This is a genomic window from Candidatus Phytoplasma asiaticum (assembly GCF_015100165.3).
GTDB classification, from domain to species: domain Bacteria; phylum Bacillota_I; class Bacilli_A; order Acholeplasmatales; family Acholeplasmataceae; genus Phytoplasma; species Phytoplasma citri.
Map to the genome: position 1 here is coordinate 328,106 of NZ_CP097206.1, position 19,839 is coordinate 347,944.

Here is a 19,839-nt window from a genome sequence, read left to right on the forward strand (position 1 = left end):
ATTCCCATGGAAAACAACTTATGATCCTCATAAATTATACACATAATGTATTATTAAACCATCTATTTTATCCAATTTCTTTAAAAATAAACAAGATTAATCTAAAAAATTTATGTCGATAAAAAGAGAAAAATATTTCGAAATAATTCAATTATTAGATAAAATTATGAAAAATTTTAAAAGTAATGGTCATTTTTTAAAAGTTTTTTTACGAAATTAAATTTTCTGAAGATTTTATTAATTATTATATTGTAGATAATTTTAAAAACATAGGTAAAAAAACTAATAGAATCCATAAAAGGTAATGGTAAAGTCGATGTATTTGTTGATTATGATTATATTATTGAAACTAAACATTATTATAATCAAGAAGATTTAGAATTTGTTTATAAACAAGTATCACATAGAATGAATCATCGTTTTCTTTATGCTTCCATTGTTTTGTTAGTAAATGGATTTTAAAAAAATAAATTTAAAGAAACTTTAGAAAACATTCATAAATGGATTAATTTAAAAAATGGTAAAAAAAATCAAAAACAAAATTTAATGATAATTTTTTGATTATTATAATACCAAATTCTGATACTGGTTATGATATTTTGCTTAACATTGCTTGTTATCATTTAGAATTTCACATCAATCATTCTAAAAAAAAATTATAAAATTAACGACGAAAATAGTAAAAAAATTCATAACCAAAGTCGTTATATTGAATCATTTAGTCACATAAATAGATTTAATTTTAAAGACAAAGAAAAAATAGTAGCAGAATATTTGAAAAATTTAAAAAAAAGAATTTGTGAAGATTATGTATTTTTGTTATGAATATAATGAATATTTTTTAAAACCTAAAAAAAATAATAATTATGCTTTTTTTAGGGCGTTTTTTTGATTTAATAATTAAAAAATAAAATTTTTATTTTTATTGTGTAATTGATGCTATTTAATTAATTTAATTTTTAAAAGTGTTAAAATTTGCGTCATGGTTAAAGTTTTTTACTAAATTTTGAGTCAAGGTAACATCATTTTCGATAAATCAGGACATTGATAAAGAACTACTTTTGGTAATAACTAGATTTATTTTTAAATTAACATCGGAAATATTTTCTTTTTGTTTAATATATAGTCTTTACTAGAAATGAATTAATTTTAAACTTTTTTGTTACTTTTATCGATTTTTTATAATAATCACAAAAATCCATAAAATATATCATTTTTGAATAAAAAATAATATTTTATTTTTTTAATTTAGTTTAAATTGAGGTTTAATTTTTTTAGATTTTTGTTTATTTTATTCAAAAAAAAGCTAATTTTGATTATAAATGTAATAAAATAATAAAATTAAAATTATTAATTTTGATATAATATATTTTTGGTTAATGTAAAAATTATTTTTCAAAAAAATAAATAAAAATTAATTACACATTAAAAACTTTTGGAAATGAATTATAATAATTGCTTTTAATCAAAATATAAAAAATTTTTTTTAAAATGTCAATGAAAAATGATATTTACAAGAGGGGCGCCAAAGACTCCTAAATTTCGTGCTATCTAACCAATAACCAGGGCCAATAAACCCTGAAAGGAGATGGTCGGTTCGACAAACGAAATAATATCGGATTACAGCAGACCATAAAAGCGGGTTGCGACGAAAGCAAATTAGTCAAGAAGATAACGCCACCAAATAATTCCATGGAGAAGCCTGAAATGGCCTAAGAAGGAAAATTGATGTAATATCTAAACCTGTTTCGAAAGTTGCTGAAACGAACAGTCCAGATCCTACTAATATGAGGTACGAGTATTGAGTAGTTTATCAGAAAAACCTGGAATCAGCCTCCTAAAGAGGATACTTCCCCTAAGGAATTAAGGTCGAAATTTATTGTAACTTGGAGAATCCTAAAACTAAGTAATTAAGTTTACTAATCTGGAAATGAAAGTCCGGATGGTCAAGGATAAAGAATCTTTTTAGTAGTTGTAAGAGTAAACCTAAATTTGGAATAATTTAGTTAATCGGCTTATCCAGAAGAGAGTTAATCACTCTTATAGGACGAAAGAAGAAAGTAATTTACTATTTATTCAAAATGGCATCGAGAAAGAGGTTGATAAATGATATCAACAATTGTTCCAATATAAACTAAACTTTCACGAACATTGAATAGAATTCAACATCGTTCAGCAAAAGGTTACTCTTTAAAAAGAGAGCTGCAACAAGGAATGAATAATTTCTATAACACGTTAACAGCCTTTAATAAAATTGCCGCTAACAAAGTGCGCGGGTACTCCTGGAATTGACAATGAAAACATTAATGGTATTAATTTTAGAAAAACTAAAAAGATACCATCAAGAATACGTAAACAATGATTACAACCCAAAACCGGTTAAAATAATTCTTATTCCTAAGGATAACGGGCAAACCAAACACTTGGGCTTACCGACCATCAAAGATCGGCTAATACAAAAATGCCTGGAACAACTCTTAACTCCCTATTTTGAAAATATTTTTTCAGAATGGAGCATGGGATTTAGAACCAAAAAATCTGGTCATGACGCTATCAAACGTGTCAAACAAAGATTTCAAGGAATTGATTACCTTGTCAAAATTGACTTAAAAGGTTACTTTGATATAGATCAATTATGAGATTCTTATTTTAGAATAACTTGGAGCATCCTCAAAGCAGTTATTAAATCGCCTTACCAAGAGAAGAGAAGATTAACAACATTTACAAGGTGAAAATAGTTAGTAATTTATTAGAATTGTGTAAAAATGTGCGTCAGAAAACTGATTTGCACAGGTTCTTATGGGAATTAATTGTAATAAGCGATAGAAATACAAATCTTATCATTAAAATGAAATTTATTTATTAGAATTAATTGAAGTTAATAGAGAAAATTATAAAATGAAAAAAGAATACGTTAAAATATCATTTTTAAATAAAATTATAATTATATTGGTCTTAATTGTTACCATTTTAGTCTTAATATTATCAGTAAGGTCTGACGTTAAAGTTACAAAATCTAAAAAAATTAAATCCTCGTTCCCAAACGAAAGTCCTCGAAATTTAAAAAAATATATATCTACTAATGTTCCTAAAAATTTTTTAAATGTTAAAAATAATTCTAACCAAATGATAAAAGGAATAAGCACTAATAATATTAAATATTTAAATTAATTATTTACATTTTTTAAAGTTAAAGAAGTAATAAAACCTTTTTCTATAATGAAAATAATTATCCATTTAAATTTAATTAAAAAATAATTAAATAAAAATAAATTAAAAATAATTAAATTTAAATTAGTAAATATTAAAATAAATCAGTTTCAACAAAAGTTAAAATTTAATTTATAATTTTTAAAATTATTACAAATAAAATATGTTATAATATTGGTAATCACCTATGTTGTTACTATAGATTTATTTAAATAATAAAAATATTATAGGGGGATAAAAATATTTTGAAAAATAATAAAATTCAAAAACTAAGATTTTTCCCAGTTAGCATTATATTATCATTATTATTTTTATTAAATTATATTATTATTAGTAACAATAATGTTTTATTAGCTCATTCGCAAAATGATGAATCAGTTTCTAAATCGTTAGCTTCATTTCATAAAGATACTCTAAATCTTAGCGATCAACAAAAATTAGAATTATTACGACACATTTTGGACAATAATAAGTCTAATTTAAACGGAGAACCGGATCCAGATTTAGAAAAACAAACTTGTTTTACTGCTTTAGACCAATTATCAGGTGTAAACGAATGTTTTTATGAAGATCCTTCAGATATTAAGGAACTTAATGATATGAGTCAAGCATTTAAAAATATTATAGAATCAAAAATAAAAGCAAATCAATCTTATTCAGTAACAAATCCTAATTTAAAAGAAGCAATTTTAAATAATCAACTTTTATCTATTTGTTCGCGATACATCTTCGAAGCTGCAGCTGAATTAATATTGAGTTATGATTGGGGAATGTTTTATAAATTTGTCACCCAAGCGCCAGGTATATTAGCGTGGAACATTTCAATTTTCAGTCCAACTAGATAATTATTTGGTGTTATTGCTTAATTGAAATATTCTTATCAAATAAATAATATCTCAGAATATAAAAAAACTTTAATCAAGTTCACATAATATTCTGAGATTTTTTTTTAAATAATAGTATTTGTTTAATTATTTCCGATTAAATCTAATATTTTTTATTATTTTTTAAAGCTACGATTTCATTAAAGTTTCTTATTTGGTTTTTTCGATATTCTAAATTAAAAAAACCATGTCTAATGAATTGGAATTTTTCTAAATTATTTTTACAATCTAAATTGCTTTCTATAAAACCTTTATATTGTTCCCAAGAGTTAAAATTAAATAAATATTTTATTTCTTTAGACTTTTGATGATTCTCTTGATTATTATCTTTTAATAATAAATCATAATAGAAATTAAAAGTTGCTTCTGAAGATTGTTCTATAGTTAAAAAATGAATAGTGCCGTTAGGTTTTCGTTGGTTAAAACCGCTACCACTTTTGGTCATCGGATCGTAGGTAGCTAAAATTTCTGTAATTTCTCCGAAATTATTCGTTATTATTTTATATGCTTTAATAAAATAAAAATATAATAATCTAACTTCTCCGTATAAAAATAATCTTTTAAAATCTTGATTAGGTTTATTTATTTGAAAATCGCTACGTTCTATATATATTTGACGTGAAAAAAAAACTTTTCTTTTGGTTTTTTCACTATTTTTATAATAAGAAATTTCGCGAGATTCTATTTTATTTTCGGGATAATTAGTAATCGTTATTTTTAAAGGTTTTATAATAGCAATAATAGTTTTAGTTTTTAATTGTAAATCACTTCTTAAACAAGCATCTAACATACTTTTGTCAATATTACTATTTATTTTAGAAAGACCTGCTTCTAAAATAAAATTCTTAATCGCCGAAGGTGTGAATCCGCGATTGCGCAATCCTATTAAAGTAGGCATGCGCGGATCATCCCAACCTCTTACTAAATTATAATCTACTAAAGATTTAAGAATTCTTTTGCTTAAACATGTGCCAACAATATTTAATCTACCAAATTCAATTTGTTTTGGAATATTAATCATTTCAGTTTCTTTGATGATCCAATCATAAAGTGGACGATGATCTTCAAATTCTAAAGAACATAAAGAATGAGTAATTTTTTCTATAGCATCAGCTAAGGGATGAGCAAAATCATAAGTTGGATAAATATAATGGTGTTTTTGTTTTAAAGTTTTAGCATTTAAAATTCTATATAAAACTGGATCACGTAAATTAAAATTAGGATTAGACATATCAATTTTCGCTCTTAACACTTTTTGGCCTATTTTAAATTTACCTTGAGCCATTTGATGAAATAATTCTAAATTCTCTGAAATAGTACGTTCACGAAAAGGAGAACATTGTTGAAGTTCTCTTGTTTGTTTTAATTCTTCTGCATTTAAATCATCTACAAAAGCTTTATTTTTTTTGATTAATAAAATAGCTTTTTGATAGATTATTTCAAAATAATCCGAAGTAAAAAAAATTTTATCTGGTTTATACCCTAACCAATTTACGTCTTTTTCTATATTTTCAATATAAACAGCTTTTTCACGTATAGGGTTAGTATCATCATATCTTAAATAAGTTTTTCCTTGAAAATATTTAGCTAATTCAAAATTAATGATAATTGCCCGAGCATGACCTAAATGTAAAAAACCGTTTGGTTCTGGCGGAAAACGAGTAATAATTTCGGATATTTTATTTTGTTTTAAATCTTGTTCCATAATAGTTTTGATAAAGTTAGATATTATCATAAAATATTTTTAATTCTCCTTTTTTTGCTTTGACAAAAATATAATAAATTTTTGAAAATTATTTCTCTAATACCTTTTAAAGAGCGATATATATAATCTTAGTCACATATAAAATATTTTTTATAACAAAATTAAAATATAAAAAAAATTATATTTTATAATTAATTTTTGGAAAAAATAATTATTTCCATATATAAAAATAAATTTCAAATTTATATTAAATTTTTTTAAGATATTTTTAGTATACTAGAATAAATGTTTTTTTTAAAAAATATTATTTTTTTCAGGAGCAAATTTAAATGTTTATTAAATTAATTAATCGCATTATTTTATTAACAATAATTGTTATTATTTTATTCACAATCAGAAACGAAATCAATATTGAAAGTGAACAACAAAACGAAGAGAATTATGATAATTCTCTTGAAGAAATTAGAAAAACTTGGCGACAACTCGATCCAGATAAAAATACACAAAATAATTTTAATGAAACGCAAAATGAAAAATTAAATAAATATATATAAAAATAATCTCAAATTAACTTTCTAAAATACTTTTATAATTATTTAAGAGAATTCATTTTTTATGGCTAATTATTAAAAATTGTCATAAATTATGAATTCTCTTTTTTTCAGATAATATTATTTAAAAGTAATTTTAAAAGATTTTAAGAATAACCGTTTTTATAATATTTGCCTTAGAAAGATATAATAAGTCTAAAATATTGCATAATTCTAAGAAAATTTAATATTTTTATTATATTTTTTTTCAAATTATATAGATATTTGATAACTTAACCATTCCAAAATATCTTTATAGACAAAAGTATAAAATGTATTATTTAATAAATTATGATTACCTTGATAATATAATTTGAAATGTTTATTAGGACTTTTTATTAATTCAAATAATTCTTGACTATGTTCAAAAGGAATAATTTTATCTTGTTGACCATGCAATAAAAAAATAGGTTTTGGATAATTAAATTCATAATTAATTAAATATTCTTGAAATTGTGTAATCATTAAAAACATAGTATGATAAATGAAACGAGTAGTAACAGTATTAATTTTATTAGTAATTTCTGCTTGTTGTAAAGTTAATCTTTGGGACTCAGCATAATTATTCATTATAATAATTTTAGTATTTGAATTAATGTTATTAGATTCTAAAATTTCTCGAGTTTTATTCAAAATTTTTGAAGATGTAGCAATATTAATAACTCCATCTATATCTTGAAATTTATAAACATAACAATTATTAATTGTGCTGCCTAGTGAATGACCTAATAAAAATATTTTCAAATTATTTTGCCTTTTTAAAAACATTACAATATTATGCAAATAATTTATAAAGATTTGAGAATCTTCGATATCTCCTGCTTTATCCGGATTTTGTATATTTTGACCATGATTTATTAAATCATAATTTAAAGTATTAAAATTATTAGTATTTAAAAAATTAGTTAATCTTTCATATTCTTGAGAACTTTCTCCCATATCATGTGTAATAATAATATTTGCTTTAGCCATTTGAGGTTCAATAGCTTGTTTAAAATTATTCAAAAGTCTGACATTATTATATCCTAATAATCGAAAATTAGAAAAATTTAATATTTTAAAAATAAAAATAAAAAAAATTATAATGATAAATAAAATTTTTATCAATAATAAATTATTATTTTTGGAATTTTGATTATAAATTTTTTTGGAATTATACATTTTCAGATTATTTCTCCTATTGAATAATGAATTCTATAATGAACAAAAAGTTTTATAAAAAATCAAAAATTTTAATATTAAAATATAATGATTCAAAATTAATAAAATATCTTATAATTTACTAATCTAATTGTATATCATAAATAATTTAATTATTAATAATAAAAATAAAAAATTATTAACAACAATATCATCTTTTTTTAACTTTTATTCTATAATGATAATTATTACTATAATTATCTTTATATGCAATAAAATAAATTTGAAGAGTACAGGTCCATACCTCTCTCATTTTCCAAAACCCTATATTTAATAAAAAAAAAGTTTCTCCTATTAGAATATTATGATTTAATATTTTATTAATATTAAAAATTTTAATGACTCCAGTATTTTTATTATATTCAACATTAGATTGCGGCTCAAAATAAAAATTGTCTCTTAATTGTTTTTCCATTGCGGCTTTAGAAGTTCCCGATAAATAAGAAAATTTACCAAACAAATGATAATAAAAGGTTTTATCTTTTATAGCATTAATTAAATTAAAAGAAATTGAAGGATTTTCTTTAGATAAATTATCAGAAATATTTAAAAGCGGCGTTTTCAAAGATGTTTGCGTCATCGGAAAAAAAAATATGATAAAATAACTTAAAATTAGTAAGAACCAAATCAATAATATTACAATAAATATATTGTAATTGTTTTTTTTTTGTTCATATTGTCACCATTTCTTTTAATAAACCATATTGTTTATTATCTTTAATAGATTATTAATTTTAATTAATTTGGATTTTTTTATTTGTAATTTTTAATATTAACTTTACTAGGGCTTTTTTTTAAATCTTCGCCAATTAGATCTAACCAATTAGGTATATTTTCATCTAATAAATATTTAAGGGCATGGAAAAAACAATAACCATCTCCAGGTGTATCGTTATATTCTTTAATATAAAAATGTACATTATTAAAATTTTTCATTTCCAATTTCAGAATAGAACTATCTATTATTTCGAATAAAGAATTGAAATCGTATGAAAAAGTTGTTTGATCAGAATTCTTTATCTCGATAATTAATGATATTCTTTTATTTATTTTTTTAGATAAAAAATCAATAGTACTTTGTATCAAAAAAGGATAAGCAGTATTTAATTTTTGATTTAAAATTTTTTCTATAATTATTTCCATATCTAATGGCGGTTTTTCACTTTTTAAAAATGTCTGATAAGTATCTTTAAAAGTATTATCTTTTAAACCTAAAAAAAATTGTTCCAATCCTAAATAAGCTATTTTCGCAACTAGTTGACGATTTTCAAGATATTGATTATTATTTATCTTTGTATAAGTATAATCATAATAATTCAATGTTTTTTGATTACGATTTGTAAAACAACAATAAATAAACCAAATTATAATTAAATGAAGTATAAATAAAAATGTATATAAAATAATTTTTAAATTCAATTGAATGTTAAACATTTTTTAATTATTTTTACCTTTCGCTTTTTGATTTTAGAATTTTAATCCCAAAATAAAAAAGTTTTTTTAAAATATTTTTAATTTAATTAAAAAAGATCAAATTATATTAAATATAATAATATTATAATTTATAATTCACAAGTAAATTTCATCACTACTTAAAATAAATAAATTAATTCAAAGTTTAATATTATAAGTGAATAAACTGATAAATCAAGATGATTTTATTTATTTTATAAAAATTGTTTTTTAAATAAATATTTTTTTAGAGGTATTATATATATGTTTTTTAAAAATCGCAAAAATTTTTTTGATTGTATAACTAATAATTCTATAGCTTTATTTTATTCTGGCAATCCCCAATATAAAAGCGGAGATCAATTATTTCCTTTCGAAGTTAATAAAAATTTTTATTATTTAACTGGTATTAAACAACCTTATATTATTTTAGTTTTTATAAAAACACTATTAAATAAACAAAATTTTTTATTTATTCCTGATATTGATCCTAGGAATAAATTATGGAACAATGAACAATTAAATCAAGAACAAATTACCGATATTTCGGAAATTCCATTTACTAATATTTTGGAAATAAAAGATTTTAATTTTTGGATTAATAAAAAAATTTCTGAATTAAAATTATTATCTCCCAAAATTTATTTTGATATTCCGAATCATTATAAAGAATTAAAATATTCTTGGAATTATCAACAATTATATAAATGTTTAAATTATTGGCCAAATATTGAAATAGCCAATAGTTCTCAGATTTTATTAAAATTACGTCAACAGAAAAATAACGAAGAAATTAACTCTATTAAAAATGCTATCGATCTACATTATCGATCTTTAATGTATTTGTTTCAAAATTTAAATAAATGTCAATATGAATTTGAAATAGCAGCTAATTTTCATTATTATTTAGGCATGAATAAAGCTCAAAACGCTTTCGAAACCATTGTCGCTTCAGGAAAGAATGCTTTAATTTTGCATTATCATAAAAATCATTCTTATTTAAATAATAACGATTTATGTTTGATAGATGCAGGGGTAAAAATTAATGATTATTCTTCGGATATTACTCGTTGTTTTCCTATTAGAAATAAATTTACACCTATACAGTATCAAATTTATAATTTAGTATTAAACGTTAATAAAGAATTAATTGATTGGGTTAAACCTGGACATAGTATGAAAGATTTAAATTATTATGGAAAGCAAATGCTATCTATAGGTATGAAAAAACTTGGATTTGAAGAAAAAATTGAAAATTATTTTTATCATAGTATTAGTCATCATTTAGGATTAGATATACATGATCTAATAGATATAGATGCAGAAGAACCTATCAGAGAAAATAGCATTATAGCTATTGAACCAGGTTTATATATTAAGCATTTAAATTTAGGGATTAGAATTGAAGACAATATTGTTGTCAAACGAAAAGGAAATATTAATTTATCTGCTAAAATTCCTAAAGAAATTGAAGAAATAGAATCTTTAATAAAATAAATAAAAATATTTTAAATTTAATAATTATTTTTATAAAAGATAAAATAAGTTAGAATTATTCGTTTTAAATTAGAGATTTGTTATAATATCAATGTTATTATAATTATAAATTATTTAATTTACGTATATTATTATATTTATGGCAAATAATCATAAATATTTTGTTCTTTCATTAATAACACAAGCGATAAAGAATATTTTCTTAAAGGAAACAAAAACGAATGAAAGTAGTTCTTAAAAGTATAGGTTATGGTAGGAAGTAAAATTAAAAAAATATCAATATTAAAGGTTATTTGGAAATCATTAATCGGGGTATCTTGAAAGAAATACTTCAAAAATGAAAAAATCTTCAAAACTATACGGTAGATATCATGGTATCAATTATAAACCATTATCTACTTGTCCTCAAAGGGTAATAACTATTTTTAACTCCTAACAAATCTTTATTTACAATACATCGATAATAATAAAATAACTCATTCGATTTATGAATGAAATTCTAAATGAAAATTTAATATGGAATAAATGAAATCCTATCAAGATAGTAGATATCTGTAGATGACTTAATCATAATATCGAGTCTTTGAAGAAGATATTTTTTATGCGAATAATTTTATTTCATTATTGGAATTAAATAAAAAACTGATATAGTCTAATAAATAAAACTCACCAATTATTCAATATTTGGAACAGGATTAAAACTGAAGATGAGTACAAATAAATTCCAAATCATTCCATCTCATCGAAATTATTAATTCTGAATAAAGTAAATCTTACCAACAGCGATCTAAATAAGAAAACCACTCAGAATTTCTCAAAAAGGGAAAATAATACTGATACTGAATCATAAAAATAGCCAAAGAATATGGGTATGAATATGATTTGTTAAAAGAAGGAAAGCTAAAACACGACGAAACATTAGTAAAGGGAGAAGAATTCATCAATAAATACATATTCCATGTTCGTAAGAATCTCGCCGACTGTTTGAAAGCGGAACGTTCCCGCTGCAAATTCATCATATCGGGACAATTCGCAACGCGAATCGCCAAAAGATTGATAAATAAAAGAAAAAGAGTATTGTGTAAAGTTTATCATCGGAGTATAACCAACCAACAAATACATGATATCAGAAAAATAAGAACAATAAGAATAAATAAATAACCAACTAATGAACCGCAAGGCAAAATTAATGGTGTGCTAGGAAACTTGCTCGTACCGTTTGGACGGGGGCTGTTTGTAACATTTGATAGCTGTCAAAGAAACGCAAATAATCTATCCTTATTAAAAAAAGATTGGTAATAAATATTTCAAATAATATTATATTGAATACAATATTATTAGTGATAAATTAATTTTTATTTTAAATTATAAAATTATTATTATTGAAAAATTGAAAATTTTTGTAATAACATTTATAATTATCCAAAGATAATTTCCAATGTATGATCAATTTAATTTATATTTTTAATCATTATAAAATAATATCTAACCAAAAAGAAAGGTTTTTTAATTCTGCCAAAATTAGTAAACAATAAATTTATTTATTTATTATTATTAATATTGTTATTAATATTTGTTTTTATTCATGTATACGATTATATTCATTTGAATAAAAAAAATAATTTCAACAAATTAACAATATTAAAAGATAATTTAGATTTTAAAATGTCCCATAAAATACCAATTAACGATGGAGATCACGTTATTAAAATTATTAAAATTATTGATAAACAAGGTAATATTAAAAAATATGATTATATTACAGGTAAATTGTTAAAGCAAAAAACTAATAAAAATATTCAAAAAGATCATAATCATGATATTGATAGTGTTAATGAAACTCAAGATATTGATATTGATTTAAATAATTTAGATAATGTGAAAAAAATTATTTGTCTAGATGGAACTATTCAAGAATATGATCAACAAAAACGTTTATTTTGTAAAATTAATTCTGATGGTATCATTAGTTATTATGATTATAATAATAAGAAAAAAAAAATAAATTTACCAAATAAAGATTATCAATTCGATAAATACTTATTACAAGAAAATTTTCCTGACGAAACAAAAAAAATTTATAAATATCATAAAATACAGGAAACTTTTTTAAATGGTATAACTAGAAACTATAATTATAACCAAGATATTATTCAAGAAATTTCTAATGAATATATTCGTGAATACAATCCCAAAACCCGAACAATACAAAAAATTATTTTTCCAATCGGTGAACAAAGAGAATATTACGGTTTTTATTTATGCTTTATTCATCAAGATATTTTAAATGATAAATCAGTTAGAGAATATCAATTGCAAAAAATAAATCAAAATTATTTTTACAAATTGAAAAAAGAAATTTTACCTAATGGTACTATTATAAAATATGATAATAATTTATTACCGATCCAAATGACAACAACAGATAACATAATCATAACAGCATCTTCTTCGGAACCAAATTTAAAATTAGAAAATAATTCAATTACCAAAATTAAGTTACCAGATAATTCTATAGTTGAAATGGATGATACTAAAAATTATCAAATTACCAAAATTACTGATAACCAAGGAGTTACCCGAGATACAGAAATTATATATTTAAATAATAATCCACTTAATCATATTATTAAAATAATTTTTCCTCACGGTTATATTCAAGAATTTGATGAATTTAATGGCTGTTTAATAAAAGAAACATGGCCTAATAAACATATTTTCGAATACATTTATTTAGATAACACAGCTCGATTAAAAAAAGAAATAACCCCTAATGGTATCGAAATTAATTATGATTATAATAATGATCATCCTTTCTTATTATCTAATATAGTTATTTCAGGAATTGTTAAAATTCCTTATCATTTATCTGATAATCATAATAATTAATTTTTGATTAAATTTTTGGTAAATTAAATTATTTTAATCAAAAAGATTGATTTTTGATTTTATTTTTTCAATTTATTATTATTTGTATGCGTATTATTTTTTAGATATTATATCTTAATTTTAATATTATTAAAATTATAAATTAATTTTTTGTTTTATTTTTATTTTTATTTTTAAATTTAAATAATTAAAATTTTAAAAATTTTAAATTAACATTTCTAATAGATATAAATTATTCTATTTTTTATTAAATTCTTATCTTAAATAAAAGTTTTATGAATTTGAATTGATCATTTATAATTAAATGAAATTTAAATTAATTACTTAATTACCGGATAAATTACTAACTTTATAAACATTTTTTGTTTTTCCAAGATTCTATGGCTTTTTCAAGAGCTTTCCAAGGTAAACTGATACAAGAGATTTTACTTGGGTTATCACAAAAAAATTTAAAAATTTGTAATTCTTTATTCAATTGATTAATATCAAATTTTCGCTGATTTAACATAGCTAAAAAATTTTTAATTTTCACTAATACTTGTTGAATGTTTTGTTTTTGAACCGTCATGGACATAATACTTGCTGAAATACAACAAATTGAACAAGCTTGGGTATTATGGCGAATATTTTGCAAATAAGAATCAATAATATAAAGTTGTAATTCGATCGCATCACCACAATAATTATTATGGTAACGAAAATATAAATAGTTAGAATTATCAGACAAACCTTGATTGTAAGGATTATTCAAATGATATAACATAATTTTTTTCTCTTCATCTTTTAAATAAATTAGCGTTTACCTCTTCCTTTATTTATTATATTAATTTTCGTGATTTTTGAAAAAATTTATCTTTTTATAAAAAATATGAAAATTAATTTATTTCGAATTTATTTTCATATTTTTTTCATTATAAAATGCTATTTAAATCTTTGATTTGATTTAAAATAGATACTAAACGATTGATATCTTGATCATTATTATAAATACCAGCTGAAATTCTAATAGTACTAATTTGATTTATTTTTTGAATAATTAAATTAGCACAATGTTTACCAGTACGCACAAAGATATTATTTTGATTCAAAAAATTTTCTATATCATGAGCATGAATTTTTTTAAAATTAAATAAAATCATATTAGTTGACGTAGGATTAAAAATTATAATTTGAGGCATTAATTTTAAAAAACTTTTGATTTTATTAATAATATCATTAGTATGTTTTTGAATCCGAGGTATCCCAATTTTTCTAATAAAATTCAAAGTTTTTCGAAAAGCTAAAATAGCACCAATATTTAATGTTCCTGGTTCAAATTTGTTTGGTAATTCGTTGAAAATAAAATTATGATGATTAACTTCGCAAACATTACCTCCGCCAATATTAGGCGAAGATAATTTTTCTAATAATTTTTGTTTTCCAAATAAAATACCAATACCAAAAGGACCATACATTTTATGAGCTGAAAAAGCTAAAAAATCTATACCTAAATCTTTGACATCCAACGATAAATGTATTATTGATTGCGCTGCGTCTAAAATGACCAAAATATTTTTTTTATGAGCAATTTTAGTAATTTCTTTAATAGGTATTTCATCGCCAAAAGTATTAGATATATGACCTAAAACTACAAATTTTGTTTTATCTGATAAAACTTTACAAAAATTATCTACTTGAATTTTATAATTTTGATCTAAAGGAATAAAAATTAATTTAGCTTTCTTTTCTTTAGCTATTTGCATCCAAGGTAATAAACAGGAATGATGTTCTAATTCGGAAGTAATAATTTCATCACCAGGATTAACCAAATGCTTTAGCATTTGAGCAACCATATTTAAAGATTCAGTAGCGCCTTTAGTGAAAATAATTTCTTCAGGATGAGAATTTAAAAATATCGATATATCTTTTCGAGTTTGTTCAATTAAAAAATTACTCTGCATAGCTAAAGTAGAAGAAGAACGGATATTCATGCCGTTGTTATTATAAAAATTTTGTAATTCTTCAATAACCATTTTCGGCTTTAAAGTAGTTGCTGCCGAATCAAAATAAATTAAATTAGGATTTTTTTTAAAAATAGGAAAATAATCACGAAATTGATTAACCATATCGAAATCTATCTTTTTATTTATCAAATTTATTTAATATATCATATTTAAGTTGTTCTGGATTTCCAACTATAATATAGTCATAATTAGGATGACCTGTTTGTAATAAAGTTTGTTGAACTTCTTTATTTCTTAAAAACCATTGCATTGCTTGAATATTTTGATTATTTTGGTAATTTTTTTTAGCAGCCAAAATAATAGCATATGATGAAAAAACAATATCTGTAGGTTCTTCGTTTTCGTTAATTCCTAAACCAATAGAACCTAAACGTAAAAAATTATTATTTTGTCTCATTAATCCCGGACAATTAATAGCTAAATCATATTTGTTATAATCATCAAATAATTGAGCTACTTTAAAAATATTATCTGTTTTAATAAATTGTAAATTTGAAATATTTTCAATATCTTCTAAAGACAAATTATATCCTTTTTTTTGAATAATTTGTTCATCAATTTTAATTAAATTTAATTTTCTTAACAACAATAGTGAACGCGATAAATCACATGGCGCTGTAAATAAATCATTAAAAGGAGCAAAAAGAACTCGAGCATTTTTTATTTTTTTTACATCTTCTAAATTTTTAATTTTTAAAGGACTGTTTTTGTGTGAATATAAACCATATTTAGGATGAAAAAATGGTTCAATCATTTCTAAACGTTCTAAAGGTTCAGGAATAAAATAATTATTATAAGCTTTCATAGTATGGAAATTATTAGCAATATTAAAATCAATAATCCCCTCTTTTAAAGCATCATTACAATTGACTTGATATTTTTCTTTTAATTGTTTTTCATCGAAAATTTGTAATTCAAAACCAATTTGATTAATTAAATGTTTATTTTTTTGTAAAGTTTCTAAAGTAGATGGAAAATTAGTAGCTATTTTGATAATTTTTTTTAATTTTGTTTCGCAATTGCATGATTGACAATTAAACATTTTTTTAATGGACCTTCTTCTATTTTTATATTTTCTTTATAACCAATTTTGTACAATTCGGTCTTTAAGTTTTTCTGGATCAGAGATCATCACATAATCAATTTCTCCATTAGTTGTTTGATTAGCATGAAATTTTTTAACTTCTGGATTTTGTAATATTTGTTGTAATAATTTAATTTCTTTACTATTTTCATTGCTTTGGCGCGAAATTAAAGCTATAGCATATGACTCTACTAATTCATCTTGAGGCTCTTGATTATCAGAAATATTTGAACCAATTCGAATAAAATCTTTATTATATTTCATAAAAGCTGGCCAATTAGCCATTAAATCGAATTTGTCTGGTTGTTCGAATTGATAAGGTATTTGCGAAGTTTTAATAAATTGTAAATTATATGGATTACTAATATCTTCCAAACTAATAGCTAATTTTTTAGTTTTAATAATATGTTCTGGAATGTTGATTAATCCTAAATTTTTTAATAATAAAAGTGAACGAGACATATCACACGGCTGAATAAAAGCAAAAGACACGGCCAATAATACTTTTAAATTTTGATATTTTTTAACTGTTTCCAAATTAGTTAATTGTTTTTGATTTTTACGATTTATATATAAACCATATTTAGAATGATAAAAAGGTTGTATATAAGAAAATAATTCTTTATTTTGTTTTTTTAAAAATTCATTATAAGCTTTAAAAACATGTACATTAGTATAAATTAATCCATCTATAGAGCCGTCAGATAATTTATCAATACTTTCTTCCGTCCAATCTGTTTTAATAACATGTAAATCTATTCCTTGAGAAAAATAAATTTCTTTAGCTTTATTTAAAGTATTCAGTACAGCTTGTATCGGACTAGCCACTTTTATAGTTTGTAATTGGGATTTAGCAAAATTCATATTTTGTTCTTTCTAAAAAATTAAAAAACAATATCTGTTTTATAAAATATTTTAATTAATAAAAATATAATAAATACAATAATTCAGTTTTATTAAAAATCTTTATATAATGTGGGTTTAATTTGAAAATATTGATAATTATTTAACATTCTCGAAATAGGACATTTTTGATGAATAAAGTTCATAATATCTTGTGTTTCAGTGATTGACAAATCTTTAATACCGCAAACTAAATTAATATCAAAATAAAATCCTTTTTCATCAATACAACTATGACACAAAATTTTTATTTTAAAATCAGAATGATTTAAATATTTACGTGCAGTTTTATAAAAACATATTAATAAAGATAAACAGAAGAATTCTTTAGGATTACTAATTTCCGAACTATTTGCAAATGCGGAATTAAGCTTTGTTTTTAAGCCTTTATAAATAATTCCTATATCTTGTAATTTGGGTTCATAATAAGCTATAATTTCTATTTGATTTTTCATTTTTAAACATACCTTTAAATTTTAATAATAATTAAAAATATATTTAATTAATTTCTAAATATATTTGTTTTAATTTATTATTTTTTATAACTAAATTAAAAATATTCTTATTTAATAAATAAATTCCATGTTCTGAATTAACTTCATCATCTTTTATTTTAACTAAGATATTTAAATTTAAAAATTTTTTAGTAATTGGAGATTGATTAGTTAAGGGAAAAGTTTGATTTCTATTTTTCATAAAGGTTTTTAAAACTTCTTGTTCTAAAGTATCACAATTTAATAAATAATGTTCGATTTTATAATTAAAATTAAATCGATATATTAAATGCATAATTATAAAATTTATTATAACAATAAATATAATTACAAATAATATATAATAACTCATTAACTTTATTTAATCTCCTTTTATTTTTTATTTTTCATTGCCAACATAATTTGTTGAATTTGTTTTTCACTAGGACTTCTTCCCATTTGTTTGAACATTTCTTTAATTTGTTTTTTATTTATAGGAGGATTTTTTTCTAAATATTTTTTAATACCGAAAAACATTACTAATGCTCCTACTAAAATTCCTATAAATAAACCTGATAAAAATAAAATTGTTTCAAACCAAGTCATAACTATTTTCCTTTCGATTTGAATATTTATTGGAATAATTTAATTATTTTTTAATAAATTTATTTAATTAAAAATTATCTTCTTATTATAAAACAATAGGTTTATAAAAAATTAATCTTTTGTTACCGTATTTTTGGTTCTTAATTAAAATAAATTTGTGATTAATATTAGGTAATAAATTTTTATGATAAGTTTCATAAATAATCCAACTTTGACAATGAATAATTTTAAATAATTCAGGAAATAAATGTTGGATATCAAAAGTATAAGGAGGATCTAGAATAATTACATCAAATTTAATTTTTTGATATATAAATCGTTTTAACATATTGAAAGCATTTTTATAAAAAACTATTATTTGTTGATTACTAATTTTAAGTTTATTTTGATTTTTTCTAATGGTTAAATATGCCGGAAGAGAATTATCTACCATAAAAATCTTTTTGGCTTTTCTACTTAAAGCTTCAAAACCATAAGCTCCAGAACCCGCGAATAAATCTAAAACAATACTATTATTAATATCTTTTTGAATAGTATCGAATAAAGCTTTTCTAATTAAATGAGTAGAACTTTTAGTGGTTTTAGATGGTACTAAGTTTAAACGAAAATTTTTATATTTTCCTGATATAATACGCAACATTATAAATATTACCAAACTTTTTTCAATTTAAAGCAAGTTTTTTCTTTAAAGAATTTAATATTTTTATTTGTTCAGGAAAAGATTTAAAACCTTTGCTAATATAATAATTAAGATTATTTTTTAATAATTCATATATTGTTTGATCTAAATTTTTAAAAGCTAATTTTCTAAAATAATTAATATTCGGAAAAGTTCTGCTATCTTCTATTTTATCGCTAATTAAAATAATCTTATCTAATTTATTCATGGTTTCGTGACCCCAAACATGTTTTCTAATTGCATCAAAAATTTTTGTATTATTAATATTAAATTCTTGTTGAAGCACAACGGGAGCACTAAAAGCATGATACATAAAAACCATTTGTTTATATTTATTAATAATTTCATTATCTAATAAAGATAAATGAAATTCTAAAGATTCATTTTTGGTATAATCATGAAATAAAGCAGCTATTTGAGCTTCTTGAAGGTTTTCTTCATAAAATATAGCTAATTCAGTAGCTTTTTGATAAACTCCTAAAATATGATTTAAACGATAAATATCATTTTTAAATTTATTATTAATTTTTTTTAAAATTTCTTCTATCAACATACCTTTTAATTATCTTTTATTTAATAAAATTCTTAAACTTTTTATTATAAATATCTAAATTAGTTTTTCGAATTAAATTAATTAAAGGTCTTTCTATATAAAAACGATTAT

General features: G+C 21.6%; 17 protein-coding genes and 1 pseudogene. 5 read left to right on the plus strand and 13 right to left on the minus strand.

Annotation, left to right across the window (positions count from 1 at the left end):
* Positions 1–2,151: 2,151 nt before the first annotated feature.
* Both H7686_RS01415 and H7686_RS01420 read left to right on the plus strand, forming a co-directional pair.
* Positions 2,152–2,624, plus strand: a pseudogene (locus H7686_RS01415) (reverse transcriptase domain-containing protein); the annotation flags it as partial.
* An 831-nt stretch (positions 2,625–3,455) separates the two neighbouring features.
* Positions 3,456–4,055 carry a hypothetical protein gene (locus tag H7686_RS01420; RefSeq protein WP_193621948.1) on the plus strand — a complete coding sequence of 200 codons (600 nt, stop codon included), beginning with the start codon at positions 3,456–3,458 and terminating at the stop codon, positions 4,053–4,055.
* Between the two features lie 142 nt (positions 4,056–4,197).
* Here the strand turns inward: H7686_RS01420 and glnS are convergent, their stop codons facing one another.
* Positions 4,198–5,829, minus strand: coding sequence for a glutamine--tRNA ligase (gene glnS, locus H7686_RS01425; RefSeq protein WP_193621949.1), 1,632 nt, complete (start codon positions 5,827–5,829; stop codon positions 4,198–4,200).
* A 299-nt stretch (positions 5,830–6,128) separates the two neighbouring features.
* Between glnS and H7686_RS01430 the strand changes: the two genes are divergently transcribed.
* Complete coding sequence (locus tag H7686_RS01430; protein ID WP_193621950.1) at positions 6,129–6,353, plus strand: hypothetical protein; 225 nt, start codon at positions 6,129–6,131, stop codon at positions 6,351–6,353.
* A gap of 249 nt (positions 6,354–6,602) precedes the next feature.
* On the opposite strand, the gene H7686_RS01435 is transcribed toward H7686_RS01430, so the two are convergent.
* The 3 genes from H7686_RS01435 to H7686_RS01445 form a co-directional block, all read right to left on the minus strand.
* Positions 6,603–7,550, minus strand: coding sequence for an alpha/beta hydrolase (locus tag H7686_RS01435; RefSeq protein ID WP_193621951.1), 948 nt, complete (start codon positions 7,548–7,550; stop codon positions 6,603–6,605).
* 190 nt (positions 7,551–7,740) lie between these two features.
* Positions 7,741–8,169 carry a hypothetical protein gene (locus H7686_RS01440; RefSeq protein ID WP_193621952.1) on the minus strand — a complete coding sequence of 143 codons (429 nt, stop codon included), beginning with the start codon at positions 8,167–8,169 and terminating at the stop codon, positions 7,741–7,743.
* Positions 8,170–8,342: 173 nt separating this feature from the next.
* Positions 8,343–9,023, minus strand: coding sequence for an OTU domain-containing protein (locus H7686_RS01445; protein ID WP_193621953.1), 681 nt, complete (start codon positions 9,021–9,023; stop codon positions 8,343–8,345).
* Positions 9,024–9,305: 282 nt separating this feature from the next.
* Between H7686_RS01445 and H7686_RS01450 the strand changes: the two genes are divergently transcribed.
* The gene (locus H7686_RS01450; RefSeq protein WP_193621954.1) at positions 9,306–10,538 is read left to right on the plus strand and encodes an aminopeptidase P family protein; all 1,233 of its coding nucleotides are present in this window, start codon (positions 9,306–9,308) and stop codon (positions 10,536–10,538) included.
* Positions 10,539–12,143: 1,605 nt separating this feature from the next.
* Positions 12,144–13,427 (plus strand): hypothetical protein, encoded by a 1,284-nt coding sequence (locus H7686_RS01455; RefSeq protein ID WP_193621955.1) that lies wholly within the window; start codon positions 12,144–12,146, stop codon positions 13,425–13,427.
* A gap of 349 nt (positions 13,428–13,776) precedes the next feature.
* On the opposite strand, the gene H7686_RS01460 is transcribed toward H7686_RS01455, so the two are convergent.
* From H7686_RS01460 to yqeK, 9 genes are all read right to left on the minus strand, one after another.
* Complete coding sequence (locus tag H7686_RS01460) at positions 13,777–14,190, minus strand: iron-sulfur cluster assembly scaffold protein (RefSeq protein ID WP_193621956.1); 414 nt, start codon at positions 14,188–14,190, stop codon at positions 13,777–13,779.
* 148 nt (positions 14,191–14,338) lie between these two features.
* The gene (locus H7686_RS01465; protein WP_193621957.1) at positions 14,339–15,532 is read right to left on the minus strand and encodes an aminotransferase class V-fold PLP-dependent enzyme; all 1,194 of its coding nucleotides are present in this window, start codon (positions 15,530–15,532) and stop codon (positions 14,339–14,341) included.
* Positions 15,533–15,548: 16 nt separating this feature from the next.
* Positions 15,549–16,472: a MetQ/NlpA family ABC transporter substrate-binding protein gene (locus tag H7686_RS01470; protein WP_193621958.1), complete on the minus strand. Its 924-nt coding sequence runs from the start codon at positions 16,470–16,472 to the stop codon at positions 15,549–15,551.
* A gap of 36 nt (positions 16,473–16,508) precedes the next feature.
* On the minus strand, positions 16,509–17,378 hold the full coding sequence (locus H7686_RS01475) for a MetQ/NlpA family ABC transporter substrate-binding protein (protein ID WP_193621959.1): 870 nt from the start codon (positions 17,376–17,378) through the stop codon (positions 16,509–16,511).
* 92 nt (positions 17,379–17,470) lie between these two features.
* The gene (locus H7686_RS01480; RefSeq protein WP_193621960.1) at positions 17,471–17,872 is read right to left on the minus strand and encodes an OsmC family protein; all 402 of its coding nucleotides are present in this window, start codon (positions 17,870–17,872) and stop codon (positions 17,471–17,473) included.
* Between the two features lie 43 nt (positions 17,873–17,915).
* Complete coding sequence (locus H7686_RS01485) at positions 17,916–18,263, minus strand: super-infection exclusion protein B (protein ID WP_193621961.1); 348 nt, start codon at positions 18,261–18,263, stop codon at positions 17,916–17,918.
* Between the two features lie 20 nt (positions 18,264–18,283).
* Positions 18,284–18,496, minus strand: a complete 213-nt coding sequence (locus H7686_RS01490) for a YneF family protein (RefSeq protein WP_078123152.1) — start codon at positions 18,494–18,496, stop codon at positions 18,284–18,286.
* 85 nt (positions 18,497–18,581) lie between these two features.
* On the minus strand, positions 18,582–19,136 hold the full coding sequence (gene rsmD / locus H7686_RS01495) for a 16S rRNA (guanine(966)-N(2))-methyltransferase RsmD (RefSeq protein ID WP_193621962.1): 555 nt from the start codon (positions 19,134–19,136) through the stop codon (positions 18,582–18,584).
* Positions 19,137–19,158: 22 nt separating this feature from the next.
* Positions 19,159–19,728: a bis(5'-nucleosyl)-tetraphosphatase (symmetrical) YqeK gene (gene yqeK, locus H7686_RS01500; RefSeq protein WP_193621963.1), complete on the minus strand. Its 570-nt coding sequence runs from the start codon at positions 19,726–19,728 to the stop codon at positions 19,159–19,161.
* Between the last annotated feature and the right edge of the window lie 111 nt (positions 19,729–19,839).

What these genes read in the sequence shown, in the direction of transcription:
- H7686_RS01460 (WP_193621956.1), bottom strand. Translation starts at nt 14,190, where the DNA reads ATGTTATATCATTTGAATAATCCTTACAATCAAGGTTTGTCTGATAAT.
- H7686_RS01470 (WP_193621958.1), bottom strand. Translation starts at nt 16,472, where the DNA reads ATGTTTAATTGTCAATCATGCAATTGCGAAACAAAATTAAAAAAAATT.
- H7686_RS01430 (WP_193621950.1), top strand. Translation starts at nt 6,129, where the DNA reads ATGTTTATTAAATTAATTAATCGCATTATTTTATTAACAATAATTGTT.
- H7686_RS01450 (WP_193621954.1), top strand. Translation starts at nt 9,306, where the DNA reads ATGTTTTTTAAAAATCGCAAAAATTTTTTTGATTGTATAACTAATAAT.
- H7686_RS01485 (WP_193621961.1), bottom strand. Translation starts at nt 18,263, where the DNA reads ATGAGTTATTATATATTATTTGTAATTATATTTATTGTTATAATAAAT.
- yqeK (WP_193621963.1), bottom strand. Translation starts at nt 19,728, where the DNA reads ATGTTGATAGAAGAAATTTTAAAAAAAATTAATAATAAATTTAAAAAT.
- H7686_RS01490 (WP_078123152.1), bottom strand. Translation starts at nt 18,496, where the DNA reads ATGACTTGGTTTGAAACAATTTTATTTTTATCAGGTTTATTTATAGGA.
- rsmD (WP_193621962.1), bottom strand. Translation starts at nt 19,136, where the DNA reads ATGTTGCGTATTATATCAGGAAAATATAAAAATTTTCGTTTAAACTTA.
- H7686_RS01475 (WP_193621959.1), bottom strand. Translation starts at nt 17,378, where the DNA reads ATGAATTTTGCTAAATCCCAATTACAAACTATAAAAGTGGCTAGTCCG.
- H7686_RS01480 (WP_193621960.1), bottom strand. Translation starts at nt 17,872, where the DNA reads ATGAAAAATCAAATAGAAATTATAGCTTATTATGAACCCAAATTACAA.
- H7686_RS01465 (WP_193621957.1), bottom strand. Translation starts at nt 15,532, where the DNA reads ATGGTTAATCAATTTCGTGATTATTTTCCTATTTTTAAAAAAAATCCT.
- H7686_RS01445 (WP_193621953.1), bottom strand. Translation starts at nt 9,023, where the DNA reads ATGTTTAACATTCAATTGAATTTAAAAATTATTTTATATACATTTTTA.
- H7686_RS01435 (WP_193621951.1), bottom strand. Translation starts at nt 7,550, where the DNA reads ATGTATAATTCCAAAAAAATTTATAATCAAAATTCCAAAAATAATAAT.
- glnS (WP_193621949.1), bottom strand. Translation starts at nt 5,829, where the DNA reads ATGATAATATCTAACTTTATCAAAACTATTATGGAACAAGATTTAAAA.
- H7686_RS01440 (WP_193621952.1), bottom strand. Translation starts at nt 8,169, where the DNA reads ATGACGCAAACATCTTTGAAAACGCCGCTTTTAAATATTTCTGATAAT.